Here is a 20,948-nt window from a genome sequence, read left to right as displayed (position 1 = left end):
CTGAGTGCTCACTGGATGCCTTCGCGCTGCGCGCTGCGGTGCTGAGCGCCTTGGGGCGGCTTGGCGGTTCTCATGCGTCCGCCAGGCTGCCGCCGCCCAGCGCCTTGTACAGCTGCGCGGCAGCGTCGAGTTGGGCGCGGCGCACCTGGGTGACGCTCTGGCGCGCGGTGACCATGTCGCGCTGCGCGTCCAGCACCTCCAGGTAGCCGACCATGCCGGCGTCGAAGCGCGCCTGGGCGATGGCCAGGCGCCGCTCCTGCGCGGCGCGGTTGGCCTGAGCGGCCTGCAGTTGGCCGACCAGCGCCTGGCGTGCCGAGAGTTGATCGGCCACTTCGCGGAACGCCAGCTGGATGGTTTTCTCGTATTCGGCCACGGCCACGACTTTGCGGGCCTCGGCGATGTCGGCCTGCGCCTCCAGCCGGCCGGCGTCGAACAGCGGCAGCGAGATGGAGGGCTGGAAATTCCACGCGCCGCCCTGCAGCAGCAAGCCCAGCGCCGGGCTGGCCAGGCCCAGGCCGGCCGTGAGCAGCACCTTGGGCAGAAACGCCGCGCGCGCGGCGCCGATGTTGGCGTGCGTGGCGGCCAGGCGCTGCTCGGCCGCCAGCACATCGGGGCGCAGCAGCAGCACTTCGGACGGCAGGCCGGCGGCCAGGGGGGTGTCCAGCGCCTGGGCGTCCAGCGGGCGGCCGGCGGGCAGCGCGGGCGGCATCTCACCCACCAGAAAGCCGAGCTGGTGCGCGGCCAGTGCGCGCTGGTGTTCGATCGCATAGTGCTGGCCGCGTGCCGCTTCCAGCGCGCCGGTGGCCTGCTGCACGTCGTAGTCGTGCGCGGCGCCGATGTCGCGCCCGCGCGTCAGCAGGTCGAGCGACTGCTCGCGCAGCGCCAGGCTGTCGCGCGCCAGGGCCAGCGATTCGTCTTGCTGCAGCAAGGCGAAGTAGGCGAGGGCGACATCGGCCACCAGCGACAGGTGCACGGCGCGGCGCGCCTCTTCGGTGGCCAGGTAGCCGGCGCGCGCGGCGTCGGACAGCCGCGCCAGCCGGCCCCAGAAATCGAGCTCGAACGAGACCATGGAGACCGACACATCGAAGCGGTTGGCGTTGGATTGCGCGTCCAGCCCGCTGATCGCGGCCGGCGAGCGCTGCACGGCGGCCTGGCCTGAAAGGTTGATGAGCGGCAGCCGTTCGGCACGCGCCATGCCGTACTGCGCGCGGGCTTCCTGCACGCGGCCGGCGGCGATGCGCAGGTCGCGGTTGTGTTCAAGCGCGGCGGTGATGAGTGCCTGCAGGCGGGGGTCGGTGAAGTAAGCGGCCCAGTGGATGCGCGCTGCCTCCTGGCCCTGTGTGTTGGTGGGGTAAGGCCAGGCCTGCGGCACCGGGGCGGTGGGCCGTTGCAGCGGCGCCTGGTTGGCGCAGCCGGCCAGCAGCAAGGCGCCGCACGTGAGCAACCGCGCCAACGTGGGCGTGGGGGCGGTGGCACGGCGCGCGGGCCGGGGTGGCTGGGGGTGCATGTCGGCTGCGAAGTGTAGGCAGGGCGCGCCGGGGCGAACGGCGCGTTTGGCGGGGGGAAGGCGGGCAATTCCACCCGTTCGGGTCGCACGGGTTGACGTGCGCTATGGTCGTCCTCTAAACTTAATTGTTCGTACAAATCACTAAATCAACCAATTGCCGTCAGGAGACCCCATGCAGTCCGCCATCGAGATCAGCCCCGGCCGTTACCGCGCCTCTTACGGCCGCTACCTGGAAGACTTCAAGGTCGGCGATGTCTACGAACACCGCCCCGGCCGCACCATTACCGAGAGCGACAACATCCAGTTCTCGCTGATGACGATGAACGCGCACCCGATGCATTGCGACGCGAACTTTGCGGCCAAGAGCGAGTTCGGCCGGCTGCTGGTCAACAGCGGGCTGTCGCTGGCCATCGTGCTGGGCATGACGGTGAACGACGTCAGCGCCAAGGCGATCGCCAACCTGGGCTGGAAGGAAATCAAGCTCACGGCGCCGGTGTTCTGCGGCGACACGCTGTATGCGGAATCCGAAGTGCTGGAGGTGCGCGAATCCAGCAGCCGCCCGACCCAGGGCATCGTCACCACGCGCACGCGCGGCTTCAAGCAGGACGGCGTGCAGGTGATGGAGTTCGTGCGCATGTCCCTGATCGCGAAACGCGGCCACGGCGTCGGCGAATAGGTCCGCGCGCGACCCAGCCCCCCCCAGGCCACCCGGCACCTCACCACAACGGAGACAACCCATGACCCCATCAGCCTCGGCCAACGCCGCCAGTCACAGCGCCGACATCAGGGCCGGTGGCGGCACCGGCATCAGGACCGGCATCCGCACCGCACTGGCAGCCGCCGCGCTGGCACTGCTCGCGCCCCTGGCCCACGCCGTCTACCCCGACAAGCCGATCCGGCTGGTGGTGGGCTTCCCGCCCGGGCAGGCCACCGACCTCGTGGCCCGCGCTGCGGCCAGGAAGCTGCAGGAGGTGCTGGGCCAGCCGGTCATCGTGGACAACAAGCCCGGCGCGGCCGGCATCATCGGATCGGAGACGGTGGCCAAGGCGCCGCCGGACGGCTACACGCTGGTGGTGGGCTCCAGCGGCACGATGGCGATCAACCCCAGCCTGTATTCCAAGCTGCCCTACCACCCGCTGCGCGACTTCGAGCCGATCAGCCTGCTGTCGGTGGTGCCGCTGTTCCTGGCCGTGAACCCGGCATTTCCGGCGCAGACGGCGGCCGATCTGGTGAAGCTGGCCAAGGCGTCGCCGGGCAAGATCAACTACGGCTCCGGCGGCAGCGGCGTGACCAGCCACTTGACGATGGAGCTGCTGAAGAATGCGCAGGGCATGCAGCTGACGCACGTGCCCTACAAGGGCAGCCCGGCGGCGGTGACCGACCTCATCGGCGGGCAGGTCAACACCATGATCGACACCGGCCCGGCGTTGCTGCCGCACATGCGCAGCGGCAAGCTGCGCATCCTGGCGGTGGCCAGCGAGAAGCGCAACGCCGCTGCGCCCGATGTGCCCACGATGGCCGAGGCCGGCCTGGGCCAGTTCGTGGCGCCGGCCTGGATCGGCCTGGCCGCCCCCAAGGGCACGCCGCGCGAGATCGTCGACGTGCTGGCCAAGGCGCTGGTCACGGGCTGGCGCGACGCGCCGGACGTGAAGGAACAGCTGAACGGCCTGGGCGCCGAGCCCGCCGCCACGTCGCCGGAAGAGTTCGCGAAGTTCATCCAGTCGGAGATCGACAAGTGGGCGCTGGCCGTCAAGTTGTCCGGCGCAAAGGTCGACTGAGATGAGCGTCACCCCCAAGCTTTCCACGCAGCTGGCGCAGTACGCCACAGGATTCACGCTCGACGCCGTCCCTGCCGAGGTGCGCGCACGCGCCACGCATTTGATGCTGGACGCGCTGGGCATCGCCCTGGCCTGCACGCAGTGGGATTTCTCGCGCAACACCCTGGCCGGCCTGCGCGAGCTGGCGGGCGAGGGCGGCGACGTGCCGGTCATCGGCTATGGGCAAAAGCTGCCGCTGCGCGACGCGGTGGTCATGAACGCGCTGCTGATCCACGGCCTGGACTACGACGACACACACCCGGCCGGCGTGATCCACGCCACCACCTCGGTGTTGCCCGCGGCGCTGGGCCTGGCCACGCGCCTGGGCCGTGCGGGCGGTGATCTGCTGGCGGCCTACGTGCTGGGTGTGGAGACGGCGACGCGGCTGGGGGCGGCCGCGCGCAGCGGCTTTCACCAAGTGGGCTTTCACCCGACGGGGTTGATCGGCGCGTTCGGCTGCACGCTGGCGGCGGCGCGGCTGCTGAACCTGGACGAGCGCCAGATGGTGGACGCGCAAGGCATCGCGCTGTCGCTCGCCTCGGGCAGCCTGGAATGCCTGGAAGACGGCGCCTGGACCAAGCGGCTGCACCCGGGCTGGGCGGCGGCATCGGGCATCACCGCGGCCACGCTGGGCAAGCACGGCTTCGTTGGCCCCGGCGCGGCGTACGAGGGGCGCTTCGGCCTGTACGCCAGCCACCTGGGGCCTGATCTGTTGGCCAAGGCCGATCTCGGCATCGTCGCGGCCGGGCTGGGCGAGGTGTGGGAGGTGATGAACGTGGCGATCAAGCCGGTGCCGGCCTGCCATTTCACGCACGCGTTTGCCGATGCGGCGAGCATCCTCTCGCGCGACTGGGGCGGCGCGCCGATCCGCCGCATCGTGGCCCGCGTGCCGACCGGTGCGATGAAGGCCGTGTGCGAGCCGATCGAGAAGAAGCTGCGCCCTGCCAATGCCTACGACGCGCAGTTCAGCGTGCCGTATTCGGTGGCGACCGGCCTGCGCTGGGGCCGCTTCACGCTGGATGCGCTGGAGCCTGCGGCCTATCAGGATCCGCAGACCCTTGCCATCGCCGCGCTGGTGGAATGCCAGGCCGATGCAGAGGCGGACTTTCCGCGCTATTTCGGCGGCGAGGTCATCATCGAGTTGGCCGATGGCCGCACCTTGCGTCACCACGAGCCCATCAACCGGGGCGCCGCGGGCCGGCCGATTGCCGACGCCGACATCGTCGTCAAGTTCCACGACAACGCGGCCCGCGCGGTCGATCGGGCGCATGCGGACCACATCCTCAATGCCGTGCTGGGCATCGAGCACGGCACTGCGGCCGAGCTGTCGCGCCTGCTGGGTGTGAAGGCGCGTTGAGCGCCCGGTGTGCGCACCGGGCGCGGCTACAGTCGTGCGTATGGTCCCCCACGCTCATCGCTTCGCGTATCGCTGCCCCTCCGAGGAGCCCCTCAACGCCTTCGGGCCGCCGAGCGCTGTTGCGGTGCAGAAGGACCACGATGACCGGCGATAGGGGGAGTGCTAGCGCCGCGCTCGGCGCCAGCCAGCCGCGTTACCTGCAGCTGGCGCGCACGCTGCTCAACGAGATCGAGAGCGGGCGCTACCCGGTGGGCGCGCAGCTGCCGACCGAGTTTGCGCTGTGCGAGCAGTTCGGCGTCAGCCGCTCGACTGCGCGCGAGGCCGTCAAGCGGCTGGTGCAACTGGGGCTGGTGGTGCGCCAGCCGCGCGTGGGCACCACGGTCAAGGCCAAGTCGACCACGCAGGGGTACCGCCAGAGCGCGGCCGATGTTGCCGATCTGTACCAGTACGCCACTGACACCACGCTGGTCATCGAATCGAGCGCCACGCGCGAGATCGACGCCGCCCAGGCCGAGCTGCTGGAGGCCACGGCCGGCGAGACCTGGCTGCACCTGCGCGGGCGCCGCCATGCGCAATCGCAGGCGCATCCGATCTGCGTGACCGAGCTGTGGCTGGCGCCGGCGTTCCGCTCGATCCAGGGCATCTCGGGTGCGCTCAGCGGCGCCGTGCATGCGGCCATCGAACAGCAGTTCGGCGAGGTCGTCGTCGCCGTGGAGCAAGAGATCCGCGCCGTGGCGCTCACCGCAGCCGAGGCCCGCGCGCTGAACGCCGCCCCGCGCAGCCCCGGCCTGTGGGTCAGCCGGCGCTACCGCAACCGATTGAACCAGCTGGTGGAGCTGGCCATCAGCACGCACCCGGCCGACCGCTTCAGCTACAGCACCGTGCTGCGGCGCGAGTGGGGCGTGGGCGCCGGCACGGCCCACGGCGGGCCGGCGCGGTGAGGGGCCCGTGGATCACGCTGGCCATCACCTTGGCCATGCAGGCCATGGTGTCGATGGCCTTGCTGACGCTGCCCGTCATGGCGCCGGTGGTGGCGCCGGCGCTGCGCCTGCCGGCCACCTTGATCGGGCTGTACGTGGCCATCGTCTATGCCGGCGCCATGGCCGCCAGCCTGGCGGCGGGCGCGGCCGTGGCGCGGTTCGGCGCGATTCGCGTGAGCCAGGTGGGGCTGCTGCTGTGCGCTGCGGGCCTGGGGTTGTGCGCGGTGCCGCACTGGGCTTGCGTGGCGGCCGGCGCGTTGCTGATCGGGCTGGGCTACGGGCCGATCACGCCGGCCAGCTCGCACCTGCTGACGCAGACCACGCCGGCGCACCGCATGTCGCTGGTGTTCTCGGTCAAGCAGACCGGGGTGCCGCTGGGCGGCGCACTCGCCGGTGCCCTGGTCCCCAGCCTGATGTTGCTGGCCGGTTGGCAGGGCGCATTGCTGGCCGTGGCGGCGGCCAACGTGGTGTGCGCGGTCATCGCGCAGCCGCTGCGCGCCGGGCTGGACGCCGACCGTGACGCCACCAAACCGTTCAAGCTGGGCAATCTGGCGCACCCGATCCGGCTGGTGCTGGGCCACCCGGCGCTCAAGATGCTGGCGGCCTGCTCGTTCGTGTTCTCCATCGCGCAGCTGTCGCTGACGACCTACCTGGTCGTCTTCCTGAACGAGACGCTGGCCTATGGGCTGGTGGCGGCCGGCTTGGCGCTGACGATTTCGCAGTTTGGCGGTGTGGCCGGGCGCGTGCTGTGGGGCTGGGTGGCCGACCGCAGCCTGGGCGCGCGGCGCATGCTGGCGCTGCTGGCCGCCGTGATGGCGCTGAGCAGCCTGGCCACGGCGGCGTTGACCACGGCCTTGCCGACGCCGCTGGTGCTGGCCGTGCTGGTGGTGTTCGGAGCCTCGGCCATCGGCTGGAACGGCGTCTACCTGGCCGAGGTCGCGCGCCAGGCGCCGCCCGGCCAGGCCAGTGTGGCCACCGGCGGCACGCTGGCGTTCACCTTCTTTGGCGTGGTGCTGGGGCCGCCGCTGTTCGGCGCGATCTCGGGCCTGTTCGAGAGCTACCGCGCGGGCTACATTGCGCTGGCGGTGCCGACGGCGCTGTGCTGTGTCGTGCTGCTGCGCGCACAGCTGGCGGCGCCTACGCGCACCTGATTGCTGACCTTCAACCCAAGCGAGACACCATGCAGGAACGCAGCTATCTGTTCGTCCCGGGCGACCGTCCGGAGCGCTTCGACAAGGCCCTGGCCAGCGGCGCGCATGCCGTCATCCTCGATCTGGAAGATGCCGTGCAGCCCGAGCGCAAGCTGATCGCGCGCGAGGCCGTGCGCACCTGGCTGGCGCAGGCCGGCACGCCGGTGTGGATCCGCATCAACCAGTCCGACAGCGTGTGGCACGAGGACGACTGCGCCCTGCTGACATCGCCCGCCGTGCGCGGCGTGATGCTGCCCAAGGCGCAGGATGTGCCCGGGCTGCAGCGGGTCACGCATCGTCTGGGCGAAGGCCAGTTCGTGATTCCCCTGGTCGAGTCGGTCGCCGGCTGGTTCGAGGCGCTGCCGCTGGCCCGCGTGCCGGGCGTGCTGCGGCTGGCGTTCGGCTCGGTGGACTTCCAGTCCGATTCCGGCATCCAGGGCGAGGGCGAAGAGATGAACGCCGTGCGCACGCAGCTTGTGCTGGTGTCGCGCCTGGCGGGGCTGCAGGCGCCGATCGACGGTGTGTCTGTGGCCATCGACGACGCGGCGCAGCTGGAGTCCGATGTGCGCCGCTCGCGCCGCTTCGGTTTCGGCGCCAAGCTCTGCATCCACCCCAAGCAGGTGGCTGGCGTGCACACCGGCTTTGCGCCGACCGCCGACGAGGTGGCCTGGGCGCGGCGTGTTGTGGATGCGCTGGCGGCCGGCCCGCTGGGTGCCATCACCGTGGACGGCAAGATGGTCGACAAGCCGATTGCGCTGCTGGCGCAGGCGATCCTGGCGGAGGCGGGCTGAAATGAAACTGCCTCGCTCCATTGGCCGTCGCCCCCTCTCCCCAGCCCTCTCCCGCGAGGGGAGAGGGGGCAAGGCAGGCCCAGTTTCATCGGCTGCGGTTGGCGCGCAGCGCCGTGGATCACTGAGCGCAGGGCCGCACCGGGCAGCTGCGGCGTTGCCAGCGGTGCGCGCCGCGTCAGGCGGTCGGGCCGGATTCAGGCCGCCTTGAGCAGTACCACCAGCGCGCCGGCGCCGCCCTCATCGGCCCGCGCCTGCACGAAGGCGATCACTTCGTTCTTCTGGATCAGCCAGCTGTGTACCTTGGGCTTGAGCACCGGCACGCGGCCCGGCGAACCCAGCCCTTTGCCGTGCACCACGCGCAGGCAGCGCAGGCCCTGGCGGTGCGCATCGCGGATGAAGGCTGACAGCGCCTCGCGCGCGTCGTCGCGGCGCAGGCCGTGCAGGTCGATCTCGCGCTGGATGCTCCATTCGCCCTTGCGCAGCCGGCGCGTGACTTCGGTGCCGATGCCGGTGCGCCGATAGCTCAGGGCGTCGTCCACGTCGAGCAGCGTGCTGGCGTCGAACTCGTCGCTGAGGCTTTCCTGCAGTACACGCTGATCGTCCAGCAGTTGCTGCACGGGGATCGGCGCCGGCTGCTCGGGGCGCAGCAGCACGCGCGGTGGCTGGCGCATCGGCACCACGTTGCCGACCGTGGTCACGAACAGGTTCTGCTCGGCGGCGGCGCGGCGCAGGGTCTGCTGGCGCGCGGCCTCTTGCCGGGCCAGCTGCAGGCGCAGCTCGGCCAGGTGGCGCACCAGGGGCTGCAAGTCCTGCAGCGAGCGGACCTTCACACCAACCCCCTCTCGGCCAGCGACAGAGCCTGGCCCGGCGCCACGATGACGTGGTCGAGCACGCGCACGTCGACCAGCGCCAGCGCGGCCTTCAGGGTCTGCGTGATCAGCTCGTCGGCGCGCGAGGGCTCGACACTGCCGCTGGGGTGGTTGTGCGCCAACACCACAGCGGCGGCCTGGTGGTGCAGCGCGCGCACGACGACTTCGCGCGGGTAGACGCTGGTCTGGCTCAGCGTGCCGCGGAACAGCTCTTCCAGCGCCAGCAGGCGGTGGTGGCTGTCCAGAAACAGCACCGCAAATACTTCGTGGTGGCGTGCGCCCAGATGCAGCTGCAGATAGTGCTTGACGTCTTGCGGTGCGTGCAGCACCGCGCGTTCGCGCAGTTGCTCGGCGAGCGCACGGCGTGCGAGTTCCAACACGGCCACCAGTTCGGCGCGTTTGGCCGGCCCCAGGCCCTTGATGCGGGCCAGATCGGCCGCCGTGGCATGCAGCAAGCCGGCCACGCCGCCGAAACCCTGGGGTGGCGCGGCCAGCAGTTCACTGGCCATCTGCAGCACGCCCTTGCCCGCAATGCCGGTGCGCAGCAGCAGTGCCAGTAGCTCGGCATCGGCCAGCGCCTGGGGGCCACGGGCCAACAGCTTCTCGCGCGGCTGCGCATCGGCGGGAAGGTCTTTCAGGGACATGGGCGGTCCTTGGGAAGGCCGGGTTTCTACAATGCAGGCCAGTTTATCGAGACTTCCATGCCCACAGCTTCTCCCGTGATCCCCGTGGTCGAACCCGGCTCCTTCCTGACCTTGCACTACCGGTTGGGCGGCCCTGGCGGCGACATCATCAACACCTTCGGCGGCAAGCCGGCCACCTTGTCGCTGGGCGCGGGCGAGCTGTCGCCGGCGGTCGAGCAGCGGCTGCTGGGCCTGGCCGAGGGCACGCGCAGCAGTTTCGAGATTCCGGCCGGCGAGGCCTTCGGGCCGCGCAACCCGGACATGGTGCAGTGGGTGGCGCGCAAGCTGCTGAACCAGCTGGGCGATCCGCAGGAGCAATACAACGTGGGCGATGTGGTGCAGTTCCCCACGCCCGACGGGCAGGGCAGCTATGCCGGCGCTGTGCAGCAGGTGGGCAATGCGGACAGCGCCGATGCGGTGCTGTTCGACTTCAACCACCCGCTGGCCGGCGAGGCGGTGAGCTTCGAGGTCGAACTGATCGGCGTGCTGTGACGACGACGCCCGCCATCCCCGTGCACGACATCCTGCTGGCCGAGCCACGCGGCTTTTGCGCCGGCGTGGACCGCGCCATCGAGATCGTGGAGCGCGCGCTGGCCAAGTTCGGCGCGCCGATCTACGTCCGCCACGAGATCGTGCACAACACCTACGTGGTGAACGACCTGAAGGCGCGCGGCGCCATCTTCATCGAGGACCTGGACGAGGTGCCGCCACAGGCCACGCTGGTGTTCTCGGCGCACGGCGTCAGCAAGGAAGTGCAGCAGGAGGCCGAGCGCCGCGGCTTTCGCATCTTCGACGCCACCTGCCCGCTGGTGACCAAGGTGCACGTCGAGGTGGCCAAGTTGCACAAGGAGGGCTTCGAATTCATCATGATCGGCCACAAGGGCCACCCCGAGGTCGAAGGCACGATGGGCCAGCTGGAGAGCGGCATCCATCTGGTCGAGGACGTGGCCGACGTGGCCCGCGTGCAGCCAGGCCAGACCGAGCGCCTGGCCGTGGTGACGCAGACCACGCTGTCGGTGGACGACGCGGCCGAGATCGCCGCGGCCGTGAAGGCGCGGTTCCCGCAGGTGCGCGAGCCCAAGCAGCAGGACATCTGCTACGCCACACAGAACCGTCAGGACGCGGTGAAGGTGCTGAGCCCGCAGGTCGACATCCTGATCGTGGTCGGCAGCCCGACCAGCTCGAACAGCAACCGGCTGCGCGAACTCGCGCTGAAGCTGGGCACCGACAGCTACATGGTCGACAGCGCCGAAGAGCTGCAGGCCGCGTGGTTCGAAGGCAAGCCGCGCGTGGGCCTGACGGCCGGCGCGTCCGCCCCCGACGTGCTGGTCCAGCAGGTGATCGAACGCCTGCGCGCGTTGGGCGCGCAGGCAGTTCGCAAGATGGATGGCGTGCAGGAAACGCTGAAGTTCCCGCTGCCCAAGGGCCTCAAGCTGGACGCTTGAGCGCCGCCCGGCCGCCAGAAGGCGCTCGCAGCGCAGCCGAAGTACACCAGTGCCTCGCCACCAGGCGCTGCGGCCCCCGAGGGGGCCGCATTGCGTTGGGAGGTGGCCGGGCAGCATCGCCCGGGCCTTGCCCGCTACAGCACTTCGCTTGCGAAATCCGCAAGCCGCGAGCGCTCACCGCGGGCCAGCATGATGTGCCCGCTGTGGGGCCAGCCCTTGAACTTGTCGACGGCGTACGTCAGGCCTGACGAGCCTTCGGTCAGGTAGGGCGTGTCGATCTGCTGCAGGTTGCCCATGCAGACGATCTTGGTGCCCGGGCCGGCGCGCGTGATCAGCGTCTTCATCTGCTTGGGCGTCAAGTTCTGCGCCTCGTCGATGATCACGTACTTGTTCAGGAACGTGCGGCCGCGCATGAAGTTCATGCTCTTGATCTTGATGCGCGAGCGGATGAGTTCATTGGTGGCCGCGCGGCCCCATTCGCCGGCGCTGGTCTCGGTCTTGGCCAGCACTTCGAGGTTGTCGTCGAGTGCGCCCATCCAGGGGCCCATCTTTTCTTCTTCGGTGCCGGGCAGAAAGCCGATGTCCTCGCCCACGCTGACGGTGGCGCGGGTCATGATGATTTCGGTGTAGCGACGGTCGTCCAGCACCTGCGTGAGGCCCGAGGCCAGGGCCATCAGCGTCTTGCCGGTGCCCGCGTTGCCGGTCAGCGTGACGAAGTCGACCTCCGGGTCCAACAGCAGATTCATCGCGAAGTTCTGCTCGCGGTTGCGGGTGGTCACACCCCATACCGCATGTTTCAGATGGTTGTAGTCCTTCAGCGTCTTCAGCACCGCCGTCTTCGCGCGGATTTCGGTTACGCGGGCGTACAGGCTGGGCTCGCCGGGTGCCTCGAAGTAGACGAACTGGTTGATCATCAGGCTCGGCACCACGGGACCAGCGATGCGGTAGAAGGTGTACAGGCCCTGCTGCCAGCTCTCCACCGTCTTGCCGTGCTTGGCCCAGAAGTCCGTGGGCAGGGCCAGCACGCCGGAGTACAGGAACTCGCCGTCTTCCAGCGTCTTGTCGTTCTCGTAGTCCTCGGCGGCCAGGCCCAATGCCTTGGCCTTGACGCGCATGTTGATGTCTTTGGACACCAGCACCACATCGCGCGGTGCGTGCTGTTTGCTTAGCGCGTCGACCACGCCCAGGATCTGGTTGTCGGCCTTGCCCTGGGGCAGGCTGGCAGGCAGCGCGTCGTTCAGGGCCTGGGTCTGGAAGAACAACTTGCCGCCGGCCTCGCGGTGGCCGGTCACATCGAGCTTGAGGCCGACCGCGATGTCGGCCTTGTGCGCGCCCGCCAGTGCATCGAGCGTGCGGCTGCTCTGGCGTGCGTTGCGGGCGACCTCGGTCATGCCCTTCTTGTTGCTGTCCAACTCCTCCAGCACGATCATCGGCAGGTAGATGTCGTGTTCCTCGAAGCGGAACAGGCTCATCGGGTCGTGCATCAAGACGTTGGTGTCGAGCACGAACAGCTTGGTGGGGCCGTCGGATTTCGTCACTTTGCGCTTGGCTGGCGCGGGCGCGGGAGCCGAGGTCAGCACGGATTCGCGCGTCGGCGCACGGCGGCCGCGGCTTGCCGGCGCTTCGATCGGCTCGCGCATCACGGGCGCGTCGTCCAGCGCCATCGGCGCTGGCAACACCACCGGCGCGTGCAGCGCCATCGCGGGCTCGTCCACCAACACGGTGGCCGGGGGCTCACTGGCCAACTGCACGATGCCCTGGGGTGCTGCCTCGGCGTAGCGCGCCCGGGCAACGCGGGCGGGTTTGGATTGGGCTCGAGTGGGCGCGTCGAATGCGTCAGGAGACAGGGTGGCAGCGCGCTTCGCAGGGGGAGGGGGCAGAGGCATAGGGCTTCGTGTTTCCTGAGGACGGAATCGAGGTGAAAGGCTGAAAGCAAAAAAGCCGCCCGGTTGCCAGGGCGGCTTTTGAAGATGATGCGCTCAGGTCATTACCAACAGGCATGAACTCATTATGCATGAGCCATGTGGCGCTCCTGAGGGCCTGCAAGGCAGGGGTCAGACGGCCTTTTTGAGGTCTTTCACGGCCTTCAGAACGTCGTCGACATGGCCTGGAACCTTGAGGCCACGCCACTCGTTCTTGAGCACGCCATCGGCACCGATCAAGAAGGTGCTGCGCTCGATGCCCTTGACCTTCTTGCCGTACATGATCTTGTTCTTGACGACGCCGAACATGTGGCACATTTTCTCTTCGGTGTCGGCGATCAGTTCAAAAGGCAATTCGAGCTTGGTCTTGAACTCATCGTGCGACTTCATGTTGTCGCGTGACACGCCGAACACGGCGGCACCGGCTTTCACGAAATCCTTGTACTTGTCCCGAAACTGCATGGCTTCGGTGGTACAACCGGGCGTGTTGTCCTTCGGGTAGAAGTACAGCACCATCACTTGGCCCAGGTGCGTGGTGTTGGAGACCTTCACGCCGCCCGTGGCGTTGGCTTCGAATTCAGGGATAGGTTTGTTGACAACGATCGCCATGTGTTTGAGTCTCGGGTATCGTAAAGTGGTCGTTGGCCGCTGAATCGGGCCGTCGCGGCAACCTTCGATTTTACTCTCAAAACGCGGAACTTCTCTAGCCCTGCGGACGCTGCGCGCGCGCGTCTTCATCTTCCATCGGTGATTCCAGCAGCAGGGCCACGGCGACGTCGCGCCCTTCCTGCGCCAGGATGTTGTAGGTACGGCAGGCTGCCGGCGTGTCCATCGTCTCGATGCCGATGCGCTTGTCGATCAACGATCGCAGCAGCTCGGGCCGCGGAAACCTCAGACGCGCACCACTGCCGAAGATCACGAGTTCGGTGCCCATCTCGGCCAGCTGGGCGAAGTGTTCCGGGCCGAGATCCTCGAAGCGCGCACAGGGCCACGCGATGCGCTGGCCACGCGAGCCGATGATCACGCTGTGGTCGATGCGGTCTGTCTGCACACCGACCCAGCCGGGACCATGCGACGTGATGGTCTGGACGGTGGATCTGTCGGGCTGCAATTTCATGAATGTGGGGGAGGTTGGGGCGGCCTGAGCGGGCCATGATCTGTGGTCAAATTATAGGTTTTCGCTCTTGCGGGCCATCCCGCAACGCCTGCCTTGCCGAAGGATCTGTCCATGGGTCGCTCGGCATTTTTGCCCGTGGAGACAGCATGAGAACCATCCAGAAGTCTGCCAAGTTGGCCAGTGTCTGTTACGACATTCGCGGCCCCATCATGGACGCTGCGCGCCAGATGGAAGAAGAAGGCCAGAAGATCATCAAGCTCAACATCGGCAACCTGGCGGTGTTCGGTTTCGATTCGCCTGAGGAGATTCAGCAGGACATGATCCGCAACCTGCCGAACTCGGCCGGTTACTCCGACAGCAAGGGCATCTTCGCGGCGCGCAAGGCCGTCATGCACGAGACGCAGAAGCAGCACATCAAGGGCGTGACGCTGGACGACATCTACCTGGGCAACGGCGCCAGCGAACTCATCGTGATGGCCACCAACGCGCTGCTGGACGATGGCGACGAGTTGCTGTTGCCCTCGCCCGACTACCCGCTGTGGACAGCCGCCGTGAGCCTGTCCGGCGGCACGCCGGTGCACTACCGCTGCGAAGAGTCCAATGGCTGGATGCCCGACATGGACGATATCCGCGCCAAGATCACGCCTCGCACCAAGGGCATCGTCGTCATCAACCCGAACAACCCCACGGGCGCGCTGTATTCGGACGACCTGCTCAAGGCCATCGTCGAGCTTGCGCGCACGCACGGGCTGGTGCTGTTCGCCGACGAGGTCTACGACAAGGTGCTGTATGACGGCGTGAAGCACACGGCGATCGCCAGCCTGTCGGATGACGTGCTGACGCTGACCTTCAACTCGCTGTCCAAGAGCTACCGCTCGTGCGGCTACCGCGCCGGCTGGCTGGTTGTGTCGGGTGACAAGAAGCCCGCGCGTGACTACATCGAGGGCCTGAACATGCTCTCGAACATGCGGCTGTGCGCCAACGTGCCGGGCCAGTGGGCGATCCAAACCGCGCTGGGCGGCTACCAGAGCATCAACGACCTGGTGGGCGAAGGCGGCAGACTGCGGCGCCAGCGCGACCTGGCGTATGAGCTGATCACGGCGATCCCGGGCGTCAGCTGCGTCAAGCCGAGCGCCGCGCTGTACATGTTCCCCAAGCTCGACCCCAAGGTCTACCCGATCGCCGACGACCAGGAATTCATCCTCGAGCTGCTGCAGGAAACCAAGGTCATGCTGGTGCAGGGCACGGGCTTCAACTGGCCCACGCCAGACCACTTCCGCATCGTGTTCCTGCCGCACGAAGACGACCTGCGGCTGGCCATCGGGCGCATCGCCACCTTCCTGGAGCACTACCGCAAGCGCGTGCGCGCGGCATCTCCGTCTTCCCCTTCTTCTTCCTCGATCGCGGCACTCGCATGAAACCCATCCAAGTCGGCCTGCTCGGCATCGGCACCGTCGGCAGCGGCGTCTACAACGTCCTCGTCCGCAACCAGCAAGAGATCCGCCGCCGCGCCGGCCGTGGCATCGAGATCACCGCCGTGGCGGACCTGGACGTCTCACGCGCCAAGTCCATCGTCGGCGACCAGGTGCAGGTCGTTGCCGACGCGCGCCAGGTCATCGCGAACCCGGACATCGACATCGTCATCGAGCTGATCGGCGGCTATGGCATTGCCAAGCAGCTGGTGCTCGAAGCCATCGCTGCCGGCAAGCATGTGGTCACCGCCAACAAGGCGCTGCTGGCCGTGCACGGCACCGAGATCTTCGAAGCCGCGCACAAGAAGGGCGTGATGGTCGCATTCGAGGCGGCCGTGGCCGGCGGTATCCCCATCATCAAGGCGCTGCGCGAGGGCCTCACGGCCAACAGCATCCAGTGGATCGCCGGCATCATCAACGGCACGACCAACTTCATCCTGTCGGAGATGCGCAGCAAGGGGCTGGACTTCGACGTCGTGCTCAAGGAAGCGCAGCGCCTGGGATACGCCGAGGCCGACCCGACCTTTGACATCGAAGGTGTGGACGCCGCGCACAAGGCCACCATCATGTCGGCCATTGCGTTCGGCATCCCGGTGCAGTTCGACAAGGCCTATGTGGAAGGCATCACCAAGCTGGCCGCGCAGGACATCCGCTACGCGGAGCAATTGGGCTACCGCATCAAGCTGCTGGGCATCACCAAGCGCACGCCCCATGGCATCGAATTGCGCGTGCACCCCAGCCTGGTGCCGAGCAAGCGGTTGATTGCCAATGTCGAGGGCGCGATGAACGCCGTCGTCGTGCAGGGCGATGCCGTGGGCACGACGCTGTATTACGGCAAGGGCGCAGGCAGCGAGCCGACCGCCAGCGCCGTGATTGCCGACCTGGTCGACATCGCGCGCCTGCACACGGCCGACGCCGCGCACCGCGTGCCGCATCTGGCCTTCCACCCCGATGAAATGAGCGACCTGCAGGTGCTGCCCATGGGCGAGGTCGTCACCAGCTACTACCTGCGCCTGCGCGTGGCCGACCAGGCCGGCGTGCTGGCCAAGGTCACGGGCCTCTTGGCCGAGGCCGACATCAGCATCGACGCCGTGTTGCAGCGCGAGGCCGATGAAGTCGGTGGCGAAGGCTCGACGCAGACCGACCTGATCATCCTCACGCACGACTGCCAGGAGGCCAAGATGAACGCCGCCCTGGCCAGCATGCAGGCCTTGCCCACGGTGCTGACCGCCATCACCCGCATCCGCAAGGAGGAGCTGGCCTGATGCGCTACGTCTCCACCCGAGGGCATGCGGATCGCAAGCAGTTCTGCGAGATCCTGCTGGAAGGCCTGGCGCCCGACGGTGGCCTGTACCTGCCCGAGCGCTACCCGCAGGTCGACACCGCGACGCTGCAACGCTGGCGCCAACTGCCCTACGCCGAGCTGGCGTTCGAAGTACTGTCCCTGTACATCGACGACATTGCGGCGGCCGATCTCAAGAAGCTTTGTGCCAAGACCTACACGCGCGACGTGTTCGGCACGGATGCCATCGTGCCGTTGCGCAAGCTCGAAGACGGCGTCTACCTCGAAGCCCTGTCCAACGGCCCCACGCTGGCCTTCAAGGACATGGCCATGCAGCTGCTGGGCAACCTGTTCGAGTACGAGCTGGCCCGTCGCGCTGAAGAGCTGAACATCCTGGGCGCCACCAGCGGCGACACCGGCAGCGCGGCCGAGTACGCCATGCGCGGCAAGCGGGGCGTGCGCGTGTTCATGACCTCGCCGCACGGCCGCATGAGCCCGTTCCAGCAGGCGCAGATGTTCAGCCTGCAGGACGCAAACATCCACAACCTGGCCATCGATGGCGTGTTCGACGATTGCCAGGACATCGTGAAGGCCGTGTCCAACGACCTGGACTTCAAGCGCAAGTACCGCATCGGCACCGTCAACTCGATCAACTGGGCGCGGTTGCTGGCGCAGGTCGTCTACTACTTCGCGGGCTATTTCCAGGCCACGCAGAAGGACGGGGACCTTGTCAGCTTCACCGTCCCCTCCGGCAATTTCGGCAATGTCTGCGCCGGCCACGTTGCGCGCATGATGGGCCTGCCGATTGCCCAACTGGTGGTCGCCACGAACGAGAACGACGTGCTGGACGAGTTCTTCCGCACCGGCGTCTACCGCGTGCGCGGCAGCGCCGACACGCACGAGACCAGCAGCCCGTCCATGGACATTTCCAAGGCCTCGAACTTCGAGCGCTTCGTGTTCGACCTGCTGGAGCGCGATGGCACGCGCACCGCACAGCTGTTCGGCCCGCAACTGGCGCAGGCCGGCCGCTTCGACCTGCAGGCCGACCCGCTGTTTGCCGCCGCGGCCGGTCGCTTCGGCTTTGCCAGCGGCAAAAGCACACATGCCGACCGGCTGGCGACCATCCAGGACACCTGGCAGCGCTTCGGCCAGATGATCGACACGCACACGGCCGACGGCCTCAAGGTGGCGCGCGAGCATCTGCAGAGCGGCGTGCCCATGGTCGTGCTGGAGACGGCCCTGCCCATCAAGTTTGCCGAGACCATCGTCGAAGCCCTGGGCCGCGCGCCGGACCGGCCTGCCCGGTTCGAAGGCATCGAAGCCCTGCCGCGCCGTGTGCACCGCATCGCCGCCGACGTGGACGTGGTCAAGGCCTACATCGCCACGCATTGCCCATGAGCGGGCCCCCACGCGCATCGTTGCCCGGTGAGGGGGCGCGTCAGCGACTTGCGGCCGCCGGGCGGCGCTGACCGGGGCGATGAAAGTCGTCGGCTTCGCCGGTTACTCGGGCGCCGGCAAGACCACGCTGATCGAGCAGTTGATCCCGGCCCTCAAGGCCTGCGGGCTGCGCGTGTCCGTCGTCAAGCACGCGCACCATGGGTTCGACATCGACCATCCCGGCAAGGACAGTTTTCGGCACCGCGAGGCCGGGGCCTTCGAGGTCGTCGTGGCGTCCAGCCGGCGGCTGGCGGTGATCCGCGAATACGAGGCCGAACAGGAACCAACGGTCGCCACGCTCATCGCTGAGCTGCGGCGCGACGTGGACTGGGTGCTGGTCGAAGGCTTCAAGCACGACGACATCGCGCGCATCGAAGTGCGGCGCGCGGGCGACACCCGGCCGCCGCGCTACCCGGTGGACGGGCGCGTGCAGGCCATCGCCACCGATGCCCCGGCCGAACTGCTGCCGCCGCCCACGTGCCCGGTGCTGGATCTGAACGACGTGCCCGCGCTCGCGCATTGGCTGCTCGACAATGCCACGCTATTCGAGAACACCACCGCATGAACGCTTCCCCGCTCAAGTCCCTGGACGAAGCGCTGGCCGAGTTGCTGGCCCATGCCGCACCGTTGCCAGGCGTGGACACCGTGTCCACCTTCGAAGCCGATGGCCGCGTGCTGGCGGCAGATCTGCGGTCTGAACTGCAGGTGCCGCCGCGGGACAACAGCGCCATGGACGGCTACGCCATGCGCTGCGTCGACGCAGCGGCCGATGGCGCCGTGCTGCCGGTGTCCCAGCGCATCGCGGCCGGCGCGGTCGGCACGCCGCTCGTGGCGGGCAGCGCGGCACGCATCTTCACGGGCGCGCCGGTGCCCGCCGGTGCGGACGCGGTCGTCATGCAGGAAGACTGTGAGCTGCTGGACGACGGCCGCATCCGCGTGCGCCGCGCACCGCGGCCCGGCCTGGCCATTCGCCGCGCGGGCGAAGACATCGCCCTGGGTGCCGCGGTGCTGGCGCGTGGCACGCGCTTGTCGCCGGCTGCACTCGGCCTGGCGGCCAGCATCGGCCTGGCCGCACTGCCCGTGGCCCGCAGGCCGCGTGTCGCGATGTTCTCGACCGGCGACGAGCTCGTGATGCCAGGCACCGTGGCACCCGCGCAAATGCGCCCCGGTGCGATCTACAACTCGAACCGCTATTTCCTGCGCAGCCTGCTGCAGCGCCTGGGCTGCGAGGTGCACGACCTGGGTGTGGTGCCCGACCAGCGCGAGGCCACGCTCGCCGCGCTGCGCGAGGCCAGCCAGCACAGCGACCTGATCCTCACCAGCGGCGGTGTGTCCGTCGGTGAAGAAGACCATGTGAAGCCTGCGGTGCAGGCACTGGGCCGGCTGGACCTGTGGCAGATCGCCATCAAGCCGGGCAAGCCCTTCGCCTATGGCCGCATCGACCGCGCCCAGGGTGCCTGCCATTTCATCGGGTTGCCGGGCAACCCCGTGTCCAGCCTCGTCACGTTTTTGGTGCTGGTGCGGCCTTTCCTGCTCGCGCTACAGGGCGCCCTACAACTGCATCCGCAGCCCGTGCCCATGACGGCCCATTTCGACTGGCCGCGCGCCGACCGCCGCCGCGAGTTCCTGCGCGCGCGTCGCAATGACCAGGGTGGGCTGGACCTGTTCCCCAACCAGGGCTCGGGCGTGCTGACGTCCACGGTTTGGGGCGATGGGCTCGTGGACACGGCGCCGGGCCAGACGATTGCCCACGGCGACACGGTGCGCTTCCTGCCGTTCGGAGATCTCTGGGCATGAAGGTTCAGGTGCGTTATTTCGCCTCCATCCGCGAAGGCCTGGGCCTGGGCGCGGAACAGGTCGACACGCAGGCCGCCACCCTCGGCGCGCTGCGCGACGAACTGCTGGCCCGGGGCAGTGCCTACGCCGCGCTGCTGGCCCGTGGCCGTGCCGTGCGCATGGCGCTGGACCAGCAGATGAGCGACGAATCCGCTGCCCTGCGCGAGGGCAGCGAAGTCGCGTTCTTCCCCCCCGTCACGGGCGGCTGAGCGGCGCCTGCAGCGCCAGCAAGCGCTGCAACAGCAACGCCGACGCTTGCGTCATGGGTGCACGCAGTTCCGGGCCGATGTCGCCGGCATGCGCCAGCAGAGCCTTGACCGGCCCCGGGTTCGGCTCGCTGAACAGCGCCGCGATCCAGGGCTGCAGGGGGCGCCACAGCGCACGTGCCTCGTGCAGGTGGCCGTCGGCCAGCAGCGCGACCACGCGGGTGAAGCGCCCGGTGTGCAGATGCGCGCTGGCCGCAATGGCGCCGGCCGCGCCCAGGGCCATGGCCGTGAAGATGTTGGCGTCCTCGCCAGCCATCACGCGCAGTCGACCGTCTGCGATCAAGGCCTGGGTCTTGGCCGCGTCGCCGCCGCAGTCCTTGATCGCGCGGATGCGCGGGTGTTCGGCCAGCGCCAGCAGCGTGGCCAGCGGCAGCTCCACGCCCGTGCGATACGGGATGTCGTACACCACCACCGGCACGGTGCTGGCGTCGGCCAGTGTGCGAAACCAATCCAGCAGCCCCGCCTGTGCCGGCCGCACATAGCAAGGCGGCGCGATCAGCAGGCCAGCAATCGCGCGTTCGCACGCGGCGGCGACCATGGCCAGCGCGCGTCGGAGGTTGCAACCGCCCACGCCCATGACCACGGGCAGCCCGTCGGCCGCTGCCAGCACCGTGTCCAGCACGGCCAGTTGTTCGTCGGCGTCCAGCGCGGCGGCTTCGCCCGTGCTGCCGCAGGCCACAAAGCCGGCGATGCCGTGTGGCTTGAGCTTGCGCACCAGCGCCGCCAGCGCGGCATGGTCGACGGCGCCGTCCTGGAACGGCGTGACGAGGGGAATCCACAAGCCCGTGAACGAGACGGGCGCAGGGGGCGTATCAGATGGCAATCGCATGGCTTTCCTTGTCGAGGTAAACGACCGAAAGGTCACCGTCGACAGGATGCGCGCGAAAGCGTGGAGCGTGGTGGGAGCAGGCTGGCCAAGGGTTCCGTCGCGCATCCGACGACGGAACCGCTGCTCCGGTCAGACGCGCAGCGGTTTG

21 protein-coding genes are annotated in these 20,948 nt (G+C 68.5%); 14 read left to right on the top strand and 7 right to left on the bottom strand.

The features are described from left to right. Positions 1–70: 70 nt before the first annotated feature. The gene (locus AC099J_RS11280) at positions 71–1,507 is read right to left on the bottom strand and encodes an efflux transporter outer membrane subunit (protein ID WP_479615329.1); all 1,437 of its coding nucleotides are present in this window, start codon (positions 1,505–1,507) and stop codon (positions 71–73) included. A gap of 172 nt (positions 1,508–1,679) precedes the next feature. Here AC099J_RS11280 and AC099J_RS11275 point away from each other — a divergent pair, with 172 nt between their 5' ends. From AC099J_RS11275 to AC099J_RS11250, 6 genes are all read left to right on the top strand, one after another. Then, a complete protein-coding gene (locus tag AC099J_RS11275; RefSeq protein ID WP_479615328.1) occupies positions 1,680–2,183 on the top strand; it encodes a MaoC family dehydratase in 504 nt (167 codons plus the stop codon). A gap of 61 nt (positions 2,184–2,244) precedes the next feature. Further along, positions 2,245–3,285 (top strand): Bug family tripartite tricarboxylate transporter substrate binding protein, encoded by a 1,041-nt coding sequence (locus AC099J_RS11270; RefSeq protein ID WP_479615327.1) that lies wholly within the window; start codon positions 2,245–2,247, stop codon positions 3,283–3,285. A 1-nt stretch (position 3,286) separates the two neighbouring features. Next, positions 3,287–4,681, top strand: a complete 1,395-nt coding sequence (locus AC099J_RS11265; RefSeq protein ID WP_479615326.1) for an MmgE/PrpD family protein — start codon at positions 3,287–3,289, stop codon at positions 4,679–4,681. A 140-nt stretch (positions 4,682–4,821) separates the two neighbouring features. Beyond that, entirely contained in the window at positions 4,822–5,622 is an 801-nt protein-coding gene (locus AC099J_RS11260; protein ID WP_479615325.1) for a GntR family transcriptional regulator, read from the top strand. Next, positions 5,619–6,812, top strand: coding sequence for an MFS transporter (locus tag AC099J_RS11255; RefSeq protein WP_479615324.1), 1,194 nt, complete (start codon positions 5,619–5,621; stop codon positions 6,810–6,812). The genes AC099J_RS11260 and AC099J_RS11255 overlap by 4 nt, the downstream gene beginning before the upstream one ends. Before the next feature lie 29 nt (positions 6,813–6,841). Next, on the top strand, positions 6,842–7,642 hold the full coding sequence (locus AC099J_RS11250; protein WP_479615323.1) for an HpcH/HpaI aldolase/citrate lyase family protein: 801 nt from the start codon (positions 6,842–6,844) through the stop codon (positions 7,640–7,642). 194 nt (positions 7,643–7,836) lie between these two features. On the opposite strand, the gene AC099J_RS11245 is transcribed toward AC099J_RS11250, so the two are convergent. Further along, positions 7,837–8,472, bottom strand: a complete 636-nt coding sequence (locus AC099J_RS11245) for a Smr/MutS family protein (protein WP_479615322.1) — start codon at positions 8,470–8,472, stop codon at positions 7,837–7,839. Then, a complete protein-coding gene (radC, locus tag AC099J_RS11240; protein WP_479615321.1) occupies positions 8,469–9,155 on the bottom strand; it encodes a RadC family protein in 687 nt (228 codons plus the stop codon). The genes AC099J_RS11245 and radC overlap by 4 nt, the downstream gene beginning before the upstream one ends. A 57-nt stretch (positions 9,156–9,212) precedes the next feature. Between radC and AC099J_RS11235 the strand changes: the two genes are divergently transcribed. Both AC099J_RS11235 and ispH read left to right on the top strand, forming a co-directional pair. Then, positions 9,213–9,686 (top strand): FKBP-type peptidyl-prolyl cis-trans isomerase, encoded by a 474-nt coding sequence (locus tag AC099J_RS11235; protein ID WP_479615320.1) that lies wholly within the window; start codon positions 9,213–9,215, stop codon positions 9,684–9,686. Continuing rightward, positions 9,683–10,639: a 4-hydroxy-3-methylbut-2-enyl diphosphate reductase gene (gene ispH / locus AC099J_RS11230; RefSeq protein WP_479615319.1), complete on the top strand. Its 957-nt coding sequence runs from the start codon at positions 9,683–9,685 to the stop codon at positions 10,637–10,639. The genes AC099J_RS11235 and ispH overlap by 4 nt, the downstream gene beginning before the upstream one ends. A 134-nt stretch (positions 10,640–10,773) precedes the next feature. On the opposite strand, the gene AC099J_RS11225 is transcribed toward ispH, so the two are convergent. The 3 genes from AC099J_RS11225 to AC099J_RS11215 all read right to left on the bottom strand — a co-directional run bounded on the left by AC099J_RS11225 (position 10,774) and on the right by AC099J_RS11215 (position 13,678). After that, entirely contained in the window at positions 10,774–12,525 is a 1,752-nt protein-coding gene (locus AC099J_RS11225) for a PhoH family protein (RefSeq protein ID WP_479615318.1), read from the bottom strand. Between the two features lie 168 nt (positions 12,526–12,693). After that, positions 12,694–13,170, bottom strand: a complete 477-nt coding sequence (locus AC099J_RS11220) for a peroxiredoxin (RefSeq protein WP_479615317.1) — start codon at positions 13,168–13,170, stop codon at positions 12,694–12,696. 94 nt (positions 13,171–13,264) lie between these two features. After that, positions 13,265–13,678: an Mth938-like domain-containing protein gene (locus AC099J_RS11215; RefSeq protein ID WP_479615316.1), complete on the bottom strand. Its 414-nt coding sequence runs from the start codon at positions 13,676–13,678 to the stop codon at positions 13,265–13,267. Between the two features lie 146 nt (positions 13,679–13,824). On the opposite strand from AC099J_RS11215, the gene AC099J_RS11210 reads away from it, so the two are divergent. The 6 genes from AC099J_RS11210 to moaD all read left to right on the top strand — a co-directional run bounded on the left by AC099J_RS11210 (position 13,825) and on the right by moaD (position 19,914). After that, on the top strand, positions 13,825–15,096 hold the full coding sequence (locus AC099J_RS11210) for a pyridoxal phosphate-dependent aminotransferase (RefSeq protein ID WP_479615315.1): 1,272 nt from the start codon (positions 13,825–13,827) through the stop codon (positions 15,094–15,096). Next, positions 15,093–16,415, top strand: a complete 1,323-nt coding sequence (locus AC099J_RS11205; protein ID WP_479615314.1) for a homoserine dehydrogenase — start codon at positions 15,093–15,095, stop codon at positions 16,413–16,415. The genes AC099J_RS11210 and AC099J_RS11205 overlap by 4 nt, the downstream gene beginning before the upstream one ends. Further along, positions 16,415–17,830 carry a threonine synthase gene (gene thrC, locus AC099J_RS11200; RefSeq protein WP_479615313.1) on the top strand — a complete coding sequence of 472 codons (1,416 nt, stop codon included), beginning with the start codon at positions 16,415–16,417 and terminating at the stop codon, positions 17,828–17,830. Before AC099J_RS11205 ends, thrC begins: the two co-directional genes overlap by 1 nt. A 67-nt stretch (positions 17,831–17,897) precedes the next feature. After that, positions 17,898–18,434: a molybdopterin-guanine dinucleotide biosynthesis protein B gene (mobB, locus tag AC099J_RS11195; RefSeq protein WP_479615473.1), complete on the top strand. Its 537-nt coding sequence runs from the start codon at positions 17,898–17,900 to the stop codon at positions 18,432–18,434. Continuing rightward, on the top strand, positions 18,431–19,666 hold the full coding sequence (locus AC099J_RS11190) for a molybdopterin molybdotransferase MoeA (RefSeq protein ID WP_479615312.1): 1,236 nt from the start codon (positions 18,431–18,433) through the stop codon (positions 19,664–19,666). The genes mobB and AC099J_RS11190 overlap by 4 nt, the downstream gene beginning before the upstream one ends. Beyond that, positions 19,663–19,914, top strand: coding sequence for a molybdopterin converting factor subunit 1 (gene moaD / locus AC099J_RS11185; RefSeq protein WP_479615311.1), 252 nt, complete (start codon positions 19,663–19,665; stop codon positions 19,912–19,914). Before AC099J_RS11190 ends, moaD begins: the two co-directional genes overlap by 4 nt. On the opposite strand, the gene dapA is transcribed toward moaD, so the two are convergent. Next, positions 19,901–20,800, bottom strand: a complete 900-nt coding sequence (dapA, locus tag AC099J_RS11180) for a 4-hydroxy-tetrahydrodipicolinate synthase (RefSeq protein ID WP_479615310.1) — start codon at positions 20,798–20,800, stop codon at positions 19,901–19,903. The two genes, moaD and dapA, sit on opposite strands and share 14 nt — an antisense overlap. Between the last annotated feature and the right edge of the window lie 148 nt (positions 20,801–20,948).

The sequence above is a fragment of the Rhodoferax sp. RT4P68 genome, assembly GCF_056521305.1.
Note: the sequence above shows the minus strand (reverse complement) of the source record. Positions and strands in the feature narration are given on the sequence as shown.